At 69.2% G+C, this 14,069-nt stretch carries 13 protein-coding genes; 7 read left to right on the top strand and 6 right to left on the bottom strand.

All coding sequences use genetic code 11. The annotated features are described in order from the left end of the window. The first annotated feature begins 108 nt into the window (after positions 1–108). Genes JOD52_RS07975 through JOD52_RS07965 form a run of 3 tightly spaced genes read left to right on the top strand, consistent with a single transcriptional unit; the run spans position 109 to position 3,274 of the window. Positions 109–753, top strand: coding sequence for a TetR/AcrR family transcriptional regulator (locus JOD52_RS07975; protein ID WP_239551837.1), 645 nt, complete (start codon positions 109–111; stop codon positions 751–753). Further along, positions 750–1,688, top strand: coding sequence for an ABC transporter ATP-binding protein (locus JOD52_RS07970; protein WP_239551836.1), 939 nt, complete (start codon positions 750–752; stop codon positions 1,686–1,688). Before JOD52_RS07975 ends, JOD52_RS07970 begins: the two co-directional genes overlap by 4 nt. Continuing rightward, on the top strand, positions 1,685–3,274 hold the full coding sequence (locus JOD52_RS07965; RefSeq protein ID WP_204409341.1) for a polyketide antibiotic transporter: 1,590 nt from the start codon (positions 1,685–1,687) through the stop codon (positions 3,272–3,274). The genes JOD52_RS07970 and JOD52_RS07965 overlap by 4 nt, the downstream gene beginning before the upstream one ends. 20 nt (positions 3,275–3,294) lie before the next feature. Here JOD52_RS07965 and JOD52_RS07960 read toward each other — a convergent pair whose 3' ends face one another. Continuing rightward, entirely contained in the window at positions 3,295–4,095 is an 801-nt protein-coding gene (locus JOD52_RS07960) for a VOC family protein (RefSeq protein WP_204409339.1), read from the bottom strand. A gap of 215 nt (positions 4,096–4,310) precedes the next feature. Here JOD52_RS07960 and istA point away from each other — a divergent pair, with 215 nt between their 5' ends. Both istA and JOD52_RS07950 read left to right on the top strand, forming a co-directional pair. Further along, entirely contained in the window at positions 4,311–5,873 is a 1,563-nt protein-coding gene (gene istA, locus JOD52_RS07955) for an IS21 family transposase (RefSeq protein ID WP_204408388.1), read from the top strand. Beyond that, positions 5,870–6,616, top strand: coding sequence for an ATP-binding protein (locus JOD52_RS07950; RefSeq protein ID WP_338124028.1), 747 nt, complete (start codon positions 5,870–5,872; stop codon positions 6,614–6,616). Before istA ends, JOD52_RS07950 begins: the two co-directional genes overlap by 4 nt. 187 nt (positions 6,617–6,803) lie before the next feature. On the opposite strand, the gene JOD52_RS07945 is transcribed toward JOD52_RS07950, so the two are convergent. Together JOD52_RS07945 and glnA are read right to left on the bottom strand one after the other, a co-directional pair. After that, positions 6,804–7,559 carry a helix-turn-helix domain-containing protein gene (locus JOD52_RS07945; protein WP_259878468.1) on the bottom strand — a complete coding sequence of 252 codons (756 nt, stop codon included), beginning with the start codon at positions 7,557–7,559 and terminating at the stop codon, positions 6,804–6,806. 105 nt (positions 7,560–7,664) lie between these two features. Next, positions 7,665–9,095: a type I glutamate--ammonia ligase gene (gene glnA / locus JOD52_RS07940; protein ID WP_204409335.1), complete on the bottom strand. Its 1,431-nt coding sequence runs from the start codon at positions 9,093–9,095 to the stop codon at positions 7,665–7,667. Between the two features lie 231 nt (positions 9,096–9,326). Between glnA and JOD52_RS07935 the strand changes: the two genes are divergently transcribed. Beyond that, complete coding sequence (locus JOD52_RS07935; RefSeq protein WP_017822491.1) at positions 9,327–9,761, top strand: RDD family protein; 435 nt, start codon at positions 9,327–9,329, stop codon at positions 9,759–9,761. A gap of 206 nt (positions 9,762–9,967) precedes the next feature. Here the strand turns inward: JOD52_RS07935 and JOD52_RS07930 are convergent, their stop codons facing one another. Genes JOD52_RS07930 through lipB form a run of 3 tightly spaced genes read right to left on the bottom strand, consistent with a single transcriptional unit; the run spans position 9,968 to position 12,548 of the window. Beyond that, positions 9,968–10,723 carry a DUF4191 domain-containing protein gene (locus JOD52_RS07930; RefSeq protein WP_017822492.1) on the bottom strand — a complete coding sequence of 252 codons (756 nt, stop codon included), beginning with the start codon at positions 10,721–10,723 and terminating at the stop codon, positions 9,968–9,970. A gap of 32 nt (positions 10,724–10,755) precedes the next feature. Then, positions 10,756–11,775, bottom strand: coding sequence for a lipoyl synthase (lipA, locus tag JOD52_RS07925; protein ID WP_204409333.1), 1,020 nt, complete (start codon positions 11,773–11,775; stop codon positions 10,756–10,758). Beyond that, on the bottom strand, positions 11,772–12,548 hold the full coding sequence (lipB, locus tag JOD52_RS07920) for a lipoyl(octanoyl) transferase LipB (protein ID WP_204411579.1): 777 nt from the start codon (positions 12,546–12,548) through the stop codon (positions 11,772–11,774). The genes lipA and lipB overlap by 4 nt, the downstream gene beginning before the upstream one ends. Before the next feature lie 83 nt (positions 12,549–12,631). Between lipB and JOD52_RS07915 the strand changes: the two genes are divergently transcribed. After that, positions 12,632–13,993: a hypothetical protein gene (locus JOD52_RS07915; protein WP_204409330.1), complete on the top strand. Its 1,362-nt coding sequence runs from the start codon at positions 12,632–12,634 to the stop codon at positions 13,991–13,993. Positions 13,994–14,069 lie beyond the last annotated feature (76 nt).

Below are 14,069 nucleotides of genomic sequence, written 5' to 3'. Positions count from 1 at the left end.
TCGTTGTTACTCGATGCAACTCGGCGTCGCCCGGCGAGCTCATGATTGCCCCATCTGGTCCTGCGCCTGCCCTTGCCCGCCATTGAACGCGCGTTTAGGCTACTGAACATGAGTTCAACGCCGGAGTTGACCGCGCGAGCGCGGATCCTACACGCCGCTGTGCGTCGCTTCGCCACGGACGGTCTGCATGCAGGACTGCGCACCGTCGCGGCCGACGCCGGCGTGACGGCGGGCCTGATCATCCACCACTTCGGCTCCCGCGACGGGCTGCTGAGTGCCTGCGACAAGGAAGTGCTAGCGCTCACCCGCTCCAGCAAGACGGCCGTGATGACCGGCGGCGCCGGGGAGATGCTGACGCAGATGGCGCAGGCCGAGCAGTACGCGCCGGCCGTCGGCTACGTGCTGCGCCGTCTCCAGGCAGGCGGTCCGATGGCGACACAGCTGGTGGAGGACTTCGTCGCCGATTCCGTCTCGTACCTCGCCGACGGGGAGAAGGCCGGGGTGATACGCCCCAGCCGTGCCCCCGAGGCCCGCGCCCGCCTTCTCACCGAGATGGCCCTGGGGGCCCTGCTGCTGCAGCTGCCGGCGCAGAAGGAGCACCTGGACGTCGAGGAGCTGCCCCGATGGATGGGGGAGTACTCCGCGCGGATCCTCGCGCCCTACCTCGAGCTTTTCACCGAGCCCCTGCTCACCGATTCCTCGATGCTGGAGGCCTACCGGGCCCAGGGCACTGACCCTCAGGAGACGCCATGACCACGGAACACACCCCCGCCCCGGCCGCCGGCGACAACGCGTCGGCCGATGCTGCGATCACCACGCGTGACCTGGTGAAGACCTTCGGCCGCACCCGGGCACTGCACGGTTTCTCCCTCACCGTTCCCACCGGGCAGGTCACCGGATTCCTGGGCCCCAACGGCTCAGGGAAATCCACCACCATCCGGGTCCTGCTGGGTCTGCTGCAGGCCACCTCGGGTCAGGCGCGGATCCTGGGGATGGACCCCTGGAAGGACGCGGTCTCCGTGCACCGGCGCATCGCCTACGTGCCCGGCGACACCAACCTGTGGCCCGGCCTCACCGGAGGTGAGGCGATCGACGTGCTGATGGGCCCCGTGGTTAGTGCCGATGCCCGCAGGCGGCGACAGGAACTGATCGAGCGCTTCGAACTGGATCCCACCAAGCGCTGCCGCACCTACTCCAAGGGCAACCGGCAAAAGGTGTCCCTGGTCGCTGCCCTTGCCCGTGACGCGGATCTGTACCTCATGGACGAGCCCACCTCCGGGCTGGACCCGCTGATGGAGGAGATCTTCACCCAGGAGGTGCGGGCGCTGCGCGATCAGGGCCGCACCGTGCTGCTGTCCAGCCACATCCTGGCCGAGGTGGAGAAGCTGTGCGACCGCGTCACCATCATCCGTGCCGGTCGCGACGTCGAGTCCGGAACCTTGGCCCAGCTTCGGCACCTCACTCGTTCCACGGTGTCTGCGACCACTACGGCCGATCCGTCCGCCCTGCGTGCACTGGACGGTGTGCATGACCTCCACGTCGAGGGGGACCGGCTGCGCTTCGACGTGGACGACACGGCCGTCGCCACCGCGCTGCCGGTGCTCACCCGGATGGGCGTGAGCGGACTGACCATCACCCCACCGTCCCTGGAGGACCTGTTCCTGCGCCACTACGGGGATGCGCCGTGACCGGCACCGGCTACCTGCTGCGCCTGTACGCCCGCACGGTCCGCAGGCAGGTGCTGATCTGGGTGCTGGCCTTCCTGCTGCTCGTGCCGGCCTCGGTGGCGGCGATCAAGGAGGCCTACCCGGACGCGGCGGCGCTCCAGGCCCGTGCCCAGCTGCTGGACAACCCCGCTGCCGTGATGATGACCGGGCCCATGTTCGACCAGGACCACTACACCCTGTGGGCGATGGTCGCCAACGAGCTGGCCCTGTACCTGTACCTGCCCGCCGCGATCATGGGGATCCTGCTGATGGTGCGCCTCACCCGTGCGGAGGAGGAGTCCGGTCGGCTGGAGATGGTGCGAGCACTGCCCGTGGGGCGGCACGCCCCCGCCGTCGCCGCCCTGATCGTGGTCGCGGCGGCGGCGCTGGCGGTCGGTGCGGCTGTGAGCACCGGGCTGCTGGTCACCGGGGGAGCGGCGCCCGACTCCCTGGCCGTCGGGGCTGCGGCAGCGCTGGCGGCCCTGCTGTTCGGCGCGATCGCTGCCGTGGCCGCCCAGGTCACCGAGCACGCCGGGACCGCTTCCGGGATGGCGCTCGGCGTTCTCGCCGTGGCCTTCATGGTGCGCGGTCTCGGCGACGTGATCGACCGGCAAGGCTCCTGGCTGTCCTGGTTCTCCCCACTCGCCTGGGCCCAGCAGACCCGTGCCTTCGTGGACCTTCGACGGTGGCCGCTGGCATTGATGCTCGTGGTCACGGCGGTCATTCTGGTCTGCGCCATGGCCCTCGCGCACCGGCGCGACGTCGGTGCCGGCCTGCACAGCGCCTCTGTGGGCCGAGCCGTGGCCCGGCCCGGGCTGGTGACGCCCCACGGGCTGGCCGACCGGTTGCTGCGCGGCTCCTACGCCGCCTGGCTGATCGGCCTGCTGCTGTTCGCGATCGCCTTCGGGATGCTCGCCACCTCGCTGGAGGACATGATCGCCGAGATGCCCATGGTGCAGGACTGGATCCCCCTGGACCTCGATGACATGGTGCGCTCCTTCGCCGCGGTGATCCTCACCTTCCTCACCCTGGGGCCGGTGGGGCTGATGGTCGCCGCCGTGATGCGACTGCGCACCGAGGAGACCTCGGGCCGCCTCGCGGGACTGGTCCTCACCGGGCAGTCCCGGCAGAGGGTCTGCCTGGGGTGGCTCGGCCTGCTGGTCGCGTGGTGCTTCCCGATGCAGGCAATCCTCGGCCTCGGGGTGGGGGTGGGAATCTGGACTGCGACCGAGGACGCCTCCTGGGTGCCCGAGATGGCTTTGGCGTCCCTCGCCTACCTGCCGGCGATCGCACTGTGCGGGGCGATCGCCTTCGCGCTGTACGGGATCGATGCGCGCCTGGCGCCACTGGCGTGGATCGTGGTGGTGTGGGCCTCGATCGTGGCGTTCCTGGGCGGGCTACTGGGCCTGCCGGACTGGCTGCTGGGCCTGTCCCCGCTGCACCACGTGCCGCTGGTGCCCTCAGAACAGGTCGAGGCGGTGCCCCTGGCCGTGACCTCCCTGCTGGCGGTGGCACTGGTCGCGGTGGGCCTGGTAGGGCTGCGCCGCCGTGACATCGCCGGCGGCTGACCCCGCCGACACCTGACCCCTCAGCCGGCTTCCGGTGCCTTCTCGCTCATGGCGCAGATCTGGAATGAGGCGCCGGTGGGGTCGGACACGGTCGCGATCCTGCCGAAGGGAGAGTCCACCGGCCCGTCCAGGAGGGATCCACCCAGCTCCCTTATGCGGTCCACCGCCGCGTCGCAGGCGTCGACCGCGAAGTAGATCCGCCATCCACCCTCGCCCTCGGGAATCACTCCGGTGGCATCTCCCATGCCCCAGGTCGCCTCCTCCTCGGCACCGTTGGTGACGTACCGGAAGGAGTCGTCCTCCATCGGCTCCGTCATCGGCACCAGCTTCGCGTCGAGAGCCTCCGTGTAGAAGCGCTCGGCGGCCTCGATGCCGTGGGTCATCACCTCGAACCACACCGGGGATCCCGGGGCAGCGGTGAACTCGTAGCCCTCCGTGTCACCCGCCTGCCACAGACCGACGGCGTTCCCTGCAGGGTCCAGCACGACGGCGAACCGCCCGGCGCTGCCGGCGTCGTGGGCCGGGACCACGAGCTGGGCACCTGCGGACTGTGCCTTCTCCAGCCGGACGTCGATGTCATCGGCTGCGAGGTACACGCCCCACTCGCTGGGCAGGGGCTGCCCTGTCGGGCAGGTCATCCCCGAGACGTCCATGGCTCCGCCCACGAGGGCGCCGCTGTTGCGCACCATGCGGTAGTGGCCGAACTCCTCACCGGCGTCCTCGAAGGTCCAGCCGAACAGCCCGGCGTAGAAGTCCTGCGCGGCACGGAGATCCGTGGTCGCGAGGTCGAGCCAGGTAGTGGTTCCGATGGGTCGCGTCATGACGTCCTCCTGGGATCAGCACCGGGGGCCGGTGCGTCGGTTCCGGGCCCGGGTGAATATTCGCCTCGCTGGGGTCCGCTGATCGAGGGTTCGGGTGCCACGTCGCTGCCGTAGCGGTGGCGTCGTTCGGGACCACCAGTGGTGTCGTTGGGGCCGCTCTGTCTACGCTCCTTCCGCCGTGTGTATAGGGCACGCGGCGGAAGGAGCAATCTGGAATGGTACGGAAGATCAGGGCGAAGCTGGTGCTCCAGCTGCGCGCAGAAGGTCTGTCGGGGCGAGCGATTTCGTCCTCGCAGGGCATGTCCCGCAAGTCCGTGAGGGCGGTGTTCGAGGCCGCTGACGCTGCAGGGATCGGGTGGGGCGATATCGCGGACGTCGCCGATGAGCAGGTGTATGCCCGGTTGTTCCCGGGCCGGGGCGAGCACGAGAGCGTGTTCGCACAGCCGGACTGGGAACAGGTCCATCGAGAGATGGCCAGGGTCGGCGTGACGCTGAAGCTGTTGCACGGCGAGTACTTCGACGCGACCACGGCGGCTGGGGATCCGGCGATGGGGTATGACCGGTTTTGCCGCACCTACCAGCACCACGTCATGGTCACCGGTGCCGCTTCGAGAGTCGGTCACAAGGCCGGCCAGAGCGTGGAGGTCGACTGGTCCGGCCCCACGATGGAGCTGGCCGATCCGGTCACCGGCGAGGTCTCGAAGGTGTTCTTGTTCGTTGCCTGCCTGCCTTTTTCTCGTTACGCGTTCTGCTTCCCGGCGCTGGATATGCGCCAGGAGTCCTGGCTGCGAGCGCACGTAGCGATGTTCGAGGCGCTGGGCGGGACGGTCCCGAGGATCGTTCCGGACAACCTCAAGACCGGTGTGGTGAAGCACCCCCGCGAGGGCGAGATCGTCCTGAACGATGCGTATCGCGAGATGGCAGCGCATTACTCGGCGGCGGTGCTCCCGGGGAGGGTGCGGAAACCGAAAGACAAGGCGAGCGTGGAGAACACCGTCGCGCACGTCGCGACCTGGGTCATCGCCGGGCTGCGGGATCAGCGATTCACGTCCCTGCCCGAACTTGCAGCCGCCATCGGGCAGCGGATGGAGGCCTATAACGCGGAGCCGTTCCAGAAGCGGCCCGGATCCCGCGCCAGCGTGTTCGACGCGGAGGAGCGGCCGCTGCTGACGCCGCTGCCGGCGGTGCCCTACGAGATCTCGACATGGCACTACGGACGACGAGTGGGCAGGAACGGGCACGTCACGTTCGCGCGGAACTTCTACTCCGCGCCGTTCGCGCACATCGGCGCGAAGGTCGATCTGCGCATCACGGCCCGGACGCTGGAGATCTATCAGGGCAGCCAGCGACTGACCAGTCACCTGCTGCTCCCGGAGACCGCGAGCAATGAGTACCGCACCAACGACGCGGACCTACCTGCGGGCGAGCGTTTCCAGGCCTGGGACGCGCAGAGGGTGCGGGCGTGGGCAGATCGGGTCGGGCCGGCCACGGTGATCGTGATCCAGCGGATCTTCGAGTCCGTGCCGATCGTGGAACAGGGCCTGGATCCCGCGTTGGCGGTGCTACGGCTCTCTCGCCGCTTCTCCGTAGATCGGGTCGAGGCGGCCTGCGCACTCGCGCTGACGGGACGGGTCCGTTCACCGCGCTATGCGCATCTGCACCCGATCTTGGCCACCGGGCAGGACAAGGTCGCCGCCCTGCGTCCACCCCGCGAGGAACCCGCGGAAGACGGCGGATACGTCCGTGGCGCCGACTACTACGCCGGAGGTGTCCGGTGAGCGTGATCGATAACGACACGAAGCGGAAGCTGCGCGAGATGGGCGCGACCGCGCTGCTGGACGCGATCGATGCCCAGGATGAGGCTCACGTGCTGGGGATGTCGTTCCAGGAACGGCTCCAGCTGATCGTGGACGAGGCGCATTCCATCTTCAATCATGGAAAGGTCGAGGGTCTGATCCGCCGGGCGGGGCTGCGTTATCCCGGAGCGGACCTGCGGCGGCTGGATCTGGTCGAGGAACGGGGACTGAACCGGAACGTGATCGCGCAACTGGCAACCTGCTCCTTCATCCAGCGGCAACAGAACGTGGTCTTCCAGGGCTTCACCGGCTCAGGGAAGTCCTACCTCGGCTGCGCGCTGGCGAAGCAGGCCTGCCAGCACCGGCTCCGAGCCCACTACATCCGAATGCCCGACCTCGAAGAGGCCTGGGCCCTGGCAAAGGACAAGCCGCAGGGCCAGACGAAGTTCCTGCGGAAGTACTCCACGTTCTCGCTGCTGGTGATCGACGAGTGGCTGCTGGACCATCCTGACGAGGGAATGCGTTCGATGCTGCTGGAACTGCTCGAGCGCCGCTATGACACCGGCTCGACCGTGTTCTGCACCCAGTACCCGAAGAAGGACTGGCACGCCCGGCTCGGTGGAGCAGTCCACGCCGATGCGATCATGGACCGCATCGTGCACAACACAATCTGGATCGACACCGGCGACAGGAACATGCGAGAACACACCGCACTGCCCCAGTGACCCGATGCCGGCGGGAGCCAGTGGTCCCCACCGCGGCGGCTACTGGCCCCCGTCGGCACGATCGGCGGTCCCCAAGAGCAAGATTCGGTGGCTCCCACGACTACGAATACTCACCCGGGCGCCGGGTCCGATGCCATCGAGCGTACGAAGGGCCGCCGCGGCCTCGCTTGTCCGATCCTGCGGAGGATCAAGACCGGCACAGGCTCGGCAGCGCCGAGAGCAGTGGCACCACCCCGCGGCGAGCAGAGCCGAAGTGCAGGGTGAGTGCGCAGGAGGACGTCACCGGGGACGGATGGACCGCGACCACCGGGTCCGTCGGCGCCAGCTGGTCCAGGACGCCGGCCTGCGCGGGCACCGCGAAGCCCAGCAGCCACGGGGCACCCGCGCACAGGGGCAGGGTGACCAGCTCGCGACTGCGTGCCAGGACTCCGGCCCGGGGCAGCCCTATCGGGGCGGGATGCGGGTACCACCCGATCCACACCGACGGGTCCCCGTGTCGCACCAGGTCGGTCGGCAGCTCGAGCGTGACCTCCACGGACCGTGGGTCTTCGCCGGTGAGGCGGAACGGGGAGGGCGAGTGATCGGCCACCGTGTCGGCGAGCTGCCGCAGCCGGGCCGGGGTGACACCCACGGCAGCGCCGAAACGGCGGGTGAAGCTGGACAGGGAGTCGAAGCCGATAGCAGTGGCCACGTCGATCACCGGGGCGGAGCCCTCCAGTAGCAGACGCTTGGCCCGGTCGATCCTCACGGCCGTGAGGTACTGCCCGGGACCGATCCCGACCCGGGCGGTGAACAGCCGGGAGAAGTGGAAGGGGCTGTACCCGACCTGGTCTGCCAGATCCGCCACCCGTAGGGCGGGATCACCGGACCGTGCAAGAGCGACGACCTCGATCAGTGCTCTGTCGTCCAGGCCGTGGGAGGGCGCTACGCCGTCGGTCTCCACAGCGCCAGCATGCCCGATGCGGATCTCCCCGTACATGGGCGAGGCCCGCCCCGGCGAACGGCGGGGGTACCGCCGTGGCCGGAACGGGCCTCGGAAGAGCCGGGCTCAGATGTCGTAGTAGAGCTCGAACTCGTGGGGGTGCGGGCGGAAGCGGAACGGATCGATCTCGGTGGTGCGCTTGAGCTCGATCCAGGTCTCGATCAGGTCCTCGGGGAACACGTCACCCTCGGTGAGGTAGTCGTGGTCCGCCTCCAGGGCGTCCAGCGCAGCGCCCAGGGACTCCGGCAGCTGCTTGATGAGCTTGTGCTCCTCCGGCGGCAGCTCGTAGAGGTCCTTGTCGATCGGCTCCGGCGGCTCGATGCGGTTGCGGATGCCGTCGATCCCGGCCATCAGCTGCGCGGCGAAGGACAGGTAGGGGTTCGCCGAGGGGTCCGGGGCTCGGAACTCGATGCGCTTGGCCTTGGGGGAGGTGCCGGTGACGGGGATCCGGATCGCGGCCGAACGATTGCGGGCCGAGTACACCATGTTCACGGGGGCCTCGAAGCCGGGCACCAGGCGCTTGAACGAGTTCACGGTGGGGTTGGTGAACGCCACCAGCGAGGGCGCGTGCTCGATGATGCCGCCGATGTACCAGCGGGCGATGTCCGAGAGGCCGCCGTAGCCGCGCTCGTCGTAGAACAGCGGCTCGCCGTCCTTCCACAGGGACTGGTGGGTGTGCATGCCCGAACCGTTGTCGCCGAACAGGGGCTTGGGCATGAAGGTGGCGGTCTTGCCCGCCTCCCACACCGTGTTCTTCACGATGTACTTGAACTTCATGACGTCGTCGGCGGCCTGCAGGAGCGTGTTGAACCGGTAGTTGATCTCCTGCTGACCGGCGGTGCCCACCTCGTGGTGCGCGCGCTCCACGGACAGGCCCACCTCCTCCAGCACCGCGCAGATCTCGTCGCGCAGATCGGCCATCTGGTCGTTCGGCGGGACCGGGAAGTAACCGCCCTTCAGACGGGTCTTGTAGCCCTGGTTGCCGCCGAACTCGGACTCGTCGCGATCGGTGTTCCACACCGCCTCGTCGGAGTCGATCGAGTAGAAGCCGGAGTTGACGCCGGTCTTGAATCGGACGTCGTCGAAGATGTAGAACTCGGCCTCGGCGGCGAAGAAGGCGGTATCAGCGATGCCGGTGGACTTCAGGTACTCCTCGGCCTTCGCCGCGACGGTGCGGGGATCACGGGAGTAGGGCTCGTCCGTGAACGGATCCACGATCGAGAAGTTCATGATCAGCGTCTTGCGCTCCCTGTACGGGTCCAGGTAGGCCGTCTCCAGGTCCGGGATCAGCTTCATGTCGGACTCGTGGATGGCCTGGAAGCCCCGGATCGACGAGCCGTCGAAGAGCTGACCGGTGGCGATCGCCTCCTCGTCGAAGGTGCTCGCCGGGATGTTGAAGTGCTGCATGACGCCGGGAAGGTCGCAGAAGCGGATGTCGAGGAACTCGATGTCCTCCTCCTCGATGTACTTCACGACCTCGCTGGGATTGCTGAACACGTCTCCTCCATCTGCACCGCGTGGTGCGCCGTTAGGTGTCTCGAACCTCGTGGGGCGGTCGCCGCGCCCCGCGATCGGCGGGCCGCTCCCGGATCGGTGCCCGGGTGGTCCAAGTCTAGAGGCGGTGACTGCGACCACCATGCGAGAAGCTCTTCAGCCCCACCGAGGAGGAGCCGCGCGGCTGTCGACGATGGCGCGGGGGCGTTCAGGGGGCCCGGCTAGGCTCGACGGGTGATCGACCGCAAAGACCTGGGCTCCTGGATCGAGGGCACTCCCCAGGACCCCGACTACGTCCCCGGCACGTCCTACGGCCTGCCCGCCGACGGCCCCGGCTCGGTGGCCGGCTTCGGCCGCCGACTGCTGTCGCTGCTGATCGACTGGGGGATCTGCGTGGCGGTGTCCATCGCCTTCTTCCAGTACGACCCGCTGGCCACACTGCTGCTGTTCGTGAGCCTGAACGTCCTGCTCCTGAGCCTTTTCGGGGCCACCCCGGCCCAGTTCCTGCTGGGGCTGCGGGTACTGCCGGTGGCCCGCCGCTGGCCGATGCCGGTGCGCGCCCTGGTGCGCACGCTCGCGATGCTCACGGTCATCACCGCCGTGGTGTGGAACCGAGATCGTCAGCCCCTGCACGACGTGCTGGCCGGCACCGCCGTGGTGCGTGCCTGATCCGTGAGCGCAGCTGCGGGAACCCACCGCAGCAACCGTCCCGCCTCACGGTGGCGGCGCAGGAGGCGACCGGACACCGGGTAACGGTTGGATCACGAAGGTAACGGGACGATAACGGCCCCGCCTGTGCGCATGTGCGCAGTGGCGGGGCCGTGGTCGTGGGGCGGAGAGGGTCGGACGGGCGTCCAGGGCATCCGGGACGGGGCTCAGCGCCCCCGCATCGCCTTGCGGTTGGGGCGCGCCCGCATCGGGTCCACGCCCTTCGGCACCGACTGGCGGATCGAGCGGTGCAGCGCCGCCAGGCGCTTGTTCACCTGGGCGGACTCGTCCTTGGTGAGCACCTTCTTCATCCGCGTCATGTGGGTGGGCAGCTTGTGCAGCGGCACCTGGTCCGCCCCGTCGCCCACGATGATCTGATGGATCGGCACACCCTCGTGCTGCAGCACGCGGCGGATGCTGCGCCGCTCCTTCTCCAGCAGCTTCATGGAGGTGCTCGAGTCGTCATCCGCCACCAGCGCGATACCGGCGCGACCCGCTGCGCGGAAGACCATCTTCTGGCTGCGGGGGTCCACCTGGACGGGCTCCTCGGCCACGTTCCATCCGCGGCGGATGGACTGCATCGCGGCCAGCGACGCACCGGGCTGTCCCTTGATGCGGGCGAAGGCAGCGCGCTCGGCCTTGCGGGCCAGGATCAGCATGGCGGCCAGGATGCCGAAGCCCAGGCCCAGGAAGATGCCGTACCAGGGGCTGTTGAACACCAGCCAGCTGATCAGCACGCCGATGGCGATCGCGGCCACCAGGGCGCCCAGCATCCAGGGCGCTGTGGTGCGGTCCACCTCCTGGGTGTACTTGTACACCTCGACCATCTGCTTGATGCGGCCGGGCTTCTTGGTGCCGTCGGGGTTGCGCCTGCCTCGCGTGGAGGTGTCATTGGCGCGGGTGGTCTCGCTCTTGCGGGCCATGAGAGGTAGGGGTCCTTCCGAGATGCGGGGTGTCAGCTCGCGGCTGCCTGGCTGCGGGCGACCACGCTCGCTGCCTCCTGATGTGCGGGGATCTGCTGGTCGAGGTGCTGGAGCTCGGGTGGGATGGGACGGCCCAGCTTCTTCATGGCCTGGGCCCACAGCCTTCCGGCACGGTACGAGGACCGCACCATGGGGCCTGCCATGACACCCAGGTAGCCCATCTCCTCCGCGGCCTCGGAGAGCTCCAGGAACTCCTCGGGCTTGACCCAGCGGTCGATGGGGTGGTGCAGCTTCGAGGGCCGCAGGTACTGCGTGATGGTGATGATGTCGCAGCCGGACTCCCGCAGGGCGTGCAGCGAGTCCAGAATCTCCTCGCTGGTCTCACCCATGCCCAGGATCAGGTTGGACTTGGTGATCATGCCCGCGTCCTTCGCCTGTGTGATCACGTCCAGCGAGCGCTCGTAGCGGAACGCGGGCCGGATCCGCTTGAAGATCCGCGGGACGGTCTCGAGGTTGTGCGCGAACACCTCCGGCTGGGAGTCGAACACCTGCTGCAGGGCGCCCGAGTCCCCCTTGATGTCGTCGATCAGCAGCTCCACCCCGGTGCCGGGGTTCACCGCATGGATCTGGCGGCAGGTCTCGGCGAACAGCCCCGCCGCACCGTCGGGCAGGTCATCGCGCGCCACCCCGGTGATGGTGGAGTAGCGAAGACCCATCTCCTTGACCGACTGCGCCACCTTCAGCGGCTCCATCGGATCCACCGCCTGCGGCTTGCCGGTGGCGATGTCGCAGAAGTCGCAGCGGCGCGTGCAGGTGTCCCCGCCGATCAGGAACGTGGCCTCGCGGTCCTCCCAGCACTCGAAGATGTTGGGACAGCCGGCCTCCTCGCACACGGTGTGCAGGCCCTTGCCGTGGACGCGCTTCTTCATCGCGCTGTACTCGGGTCCCATCACGGCGCGGGTCTTGATCCATCCCGGCTTGCGCTCGATGGGCACCTCGGCGTTGCGGGCTTCGACACGGAGAAGACGACGGCCTTCGGGAGCGAGTGTCACGCGTTTGCCTCCTTGCTCGACGATGTGGGCAGTCTATCCAGGTGGCGGGCACCTCCGGTCGCCGTGACGGTGGTGGCGAGGGTGCGGTGCGCCACCAGCTCCCGCATGCCCTCCTCGGCGGCGTCGATCACGTCGGCCACGGCGATGCGCCGGCCCGCTTCCCGGCTGAGGGTGCTGACGCCCGCATCGTCGATCCCGCAGGGGATCACGTTGTGGGCCCAGGACAGGTCGTTGTCGCAGTTCAGGGCGAAGCCGTGCATGGTGGCGCGCTTTGACACGCGAAGGCCGATGGCAGCCAGCTTCCGCTCGTCCTGCTCGCCCTCGGCGCCGGCATCCCGCATCCACACCCCGCTGCGCCCTTCGACGGTGGTGGCATGCACCCCGACGCTCGCGCACACCTCGATCAGTGTCTGCTCGAGCGCCCGGACGAAGCCCACCACATCGATCGGGACCGGCAGCTTCACCAGGGGATACCCGACCAGCTGCTGGGGGCCGTGCCAGGTGATCTTCCCTCCGCGGTCGATGTCCACCACGGGTGCGCCGTCCCGGGGCCGCTCCTGCGGGGCCGTGAGCTTGCCGGCGGTGTACACCGGTCGGTGCTCCAGCAGCAGCAGCGTGTCGGGGCGAGTGCCGGCGACCACCTCGGCGTGGAGCCTGCGCTGCAGGTCCCAGGCGGCCCGGTACTCCACCGGCCCCGGGGGGAGGGAGAACTCCTCGTGGCGGTCACCGCCGGGTAGGGGTTCGCTGAAGCCGAGACGGATCACATCGAGCACGTACCCCAGGGTACGCCTCCCGCTCACCTGCGCGTTGTGGATGACGAAGGGTGGACGGGCCCCGGCTGGGGTTCACTGTGGCCATGGAGACCGACGCCACCGCCGACACCACCGAGGGGACCGTCCTGCAGGCCACCGAGCATCGTGAGGACCAGCTGATCATGGTGGGCGGGGTCGAGGTGGTCAGGGTGCGGGCTCTCACCGAGCTCGGCAGCCAGCAGGTGCGGGCCGAGCTGCAGCTGCTGGCATCGCTCGAGGTGGATGGCGTCGCAGCGGCACCGGAGGTGCTGGAGGTCGAGGACGGAGGATACGTGCGCGAGGCCGGTTCGGTGCTGTCCCGTCGTCGCGGGCGCCGCTGCTCGGAAGGCAGCGCTCCGGGTGCAGCGGAGCGTCAGATGCTGGCGCGTGCCCGGGACGACCTCGACGCGCTGATCTCCGCACTGCACGCCCGCGGCTGGGTGCTCGGGAGAGGCCCGGGGGAGGGCCTGGCCGTGCGGCAGGACGGCAGCGTGACGGTGCAGGGCCTCACAGGGCTGCGGCAGGACTCCTCCTCGTCGGCTCAGGTCGATGACCGGCTCTGGGTCGACTCCGTGCTCCAGGATCAGGACCGCACCCTGCGCAGGCGCATCGACGATCGCGGAGTGCTCCGTCGGGACACGGTCCCCCCGAGCGGGACCCAGGGCCGCAGCGACCTCGAGCTGGGACTGGAACTGGACCGGCCGGAGCAGGACCACCGCGCACAGGACGACCGCGCACATGAGGAGACCACGCAGGGGCGAGCGGTGCGCCCGCTCCCGGCCCCGCGGGCCCTGAAGCGCCGTCGGGGCCGGGGACCCACCCGTGTGCCGCCCGGAGGCGGTGCGGGACGCCGTGACATCCTGGCGACCACCGGGGCAGTGGTGCTGGCGGGAGTGCTGCTGGGCGCGGTGGCGTGGTCGATCATGCCGCGCACCGTCGGGCCGGATCCTTCGGCTGCTTCCGCCCCTGCGTCCGCACCCGTGCCCACCGCATCCCAGGCCGCCGATCCCGTACTGACCATGGACGCTCCCGGGAGCGCGATCTCATCGGGTCCGGGTATCGAGGAACCGCTCGACCTGGCCACCGAGCTCGCCCAGGCCCGCCACGCCTATCTCACCGGTTCATCCGACGCTGCGATCACCCTGGAGGGGAGCAGCGCCCGCGCCCAGGACGACTCGGTGCGAGCCGCCTATGAGGGGACCGTGGTGACCGGAGGCGAGCCCGAGGTGCACAGTGCACAGGTCCTGGAGGAGTCATCCGCGGACGGCACCGCGCGGCTCAGCCTCCAGATCTCCAGCGCCGCCCACACCACCGTGGGGCCGGACGGCACCACCCGGCAGGTCCCTGCGTCGCCGCGCACCACCATCCACCTTGACCTGCGATGGGACGGAGAGTCCTGGCACGTCGAGGCCGCGAGCCCGGCCTGACGAGGTGACGGCCACGGGACGACTGAGGGCCCGGCACCTCGCGGTACCGGGCCCTCAGGTCATCAGGACCGCCTCA

Source organism: Brachybacterium muris (genome assembly GCF_016907455.1).
Classification (GTDB): Bacteria; Actinomycetota; Actinomycetes; order Actinomycetales; family Dermabacteraceae; genus Brachybacterium; species Brachybacterium muris.
This window is presented reverse-complemented; position numbering and strand designations above follow the sequence as displayed.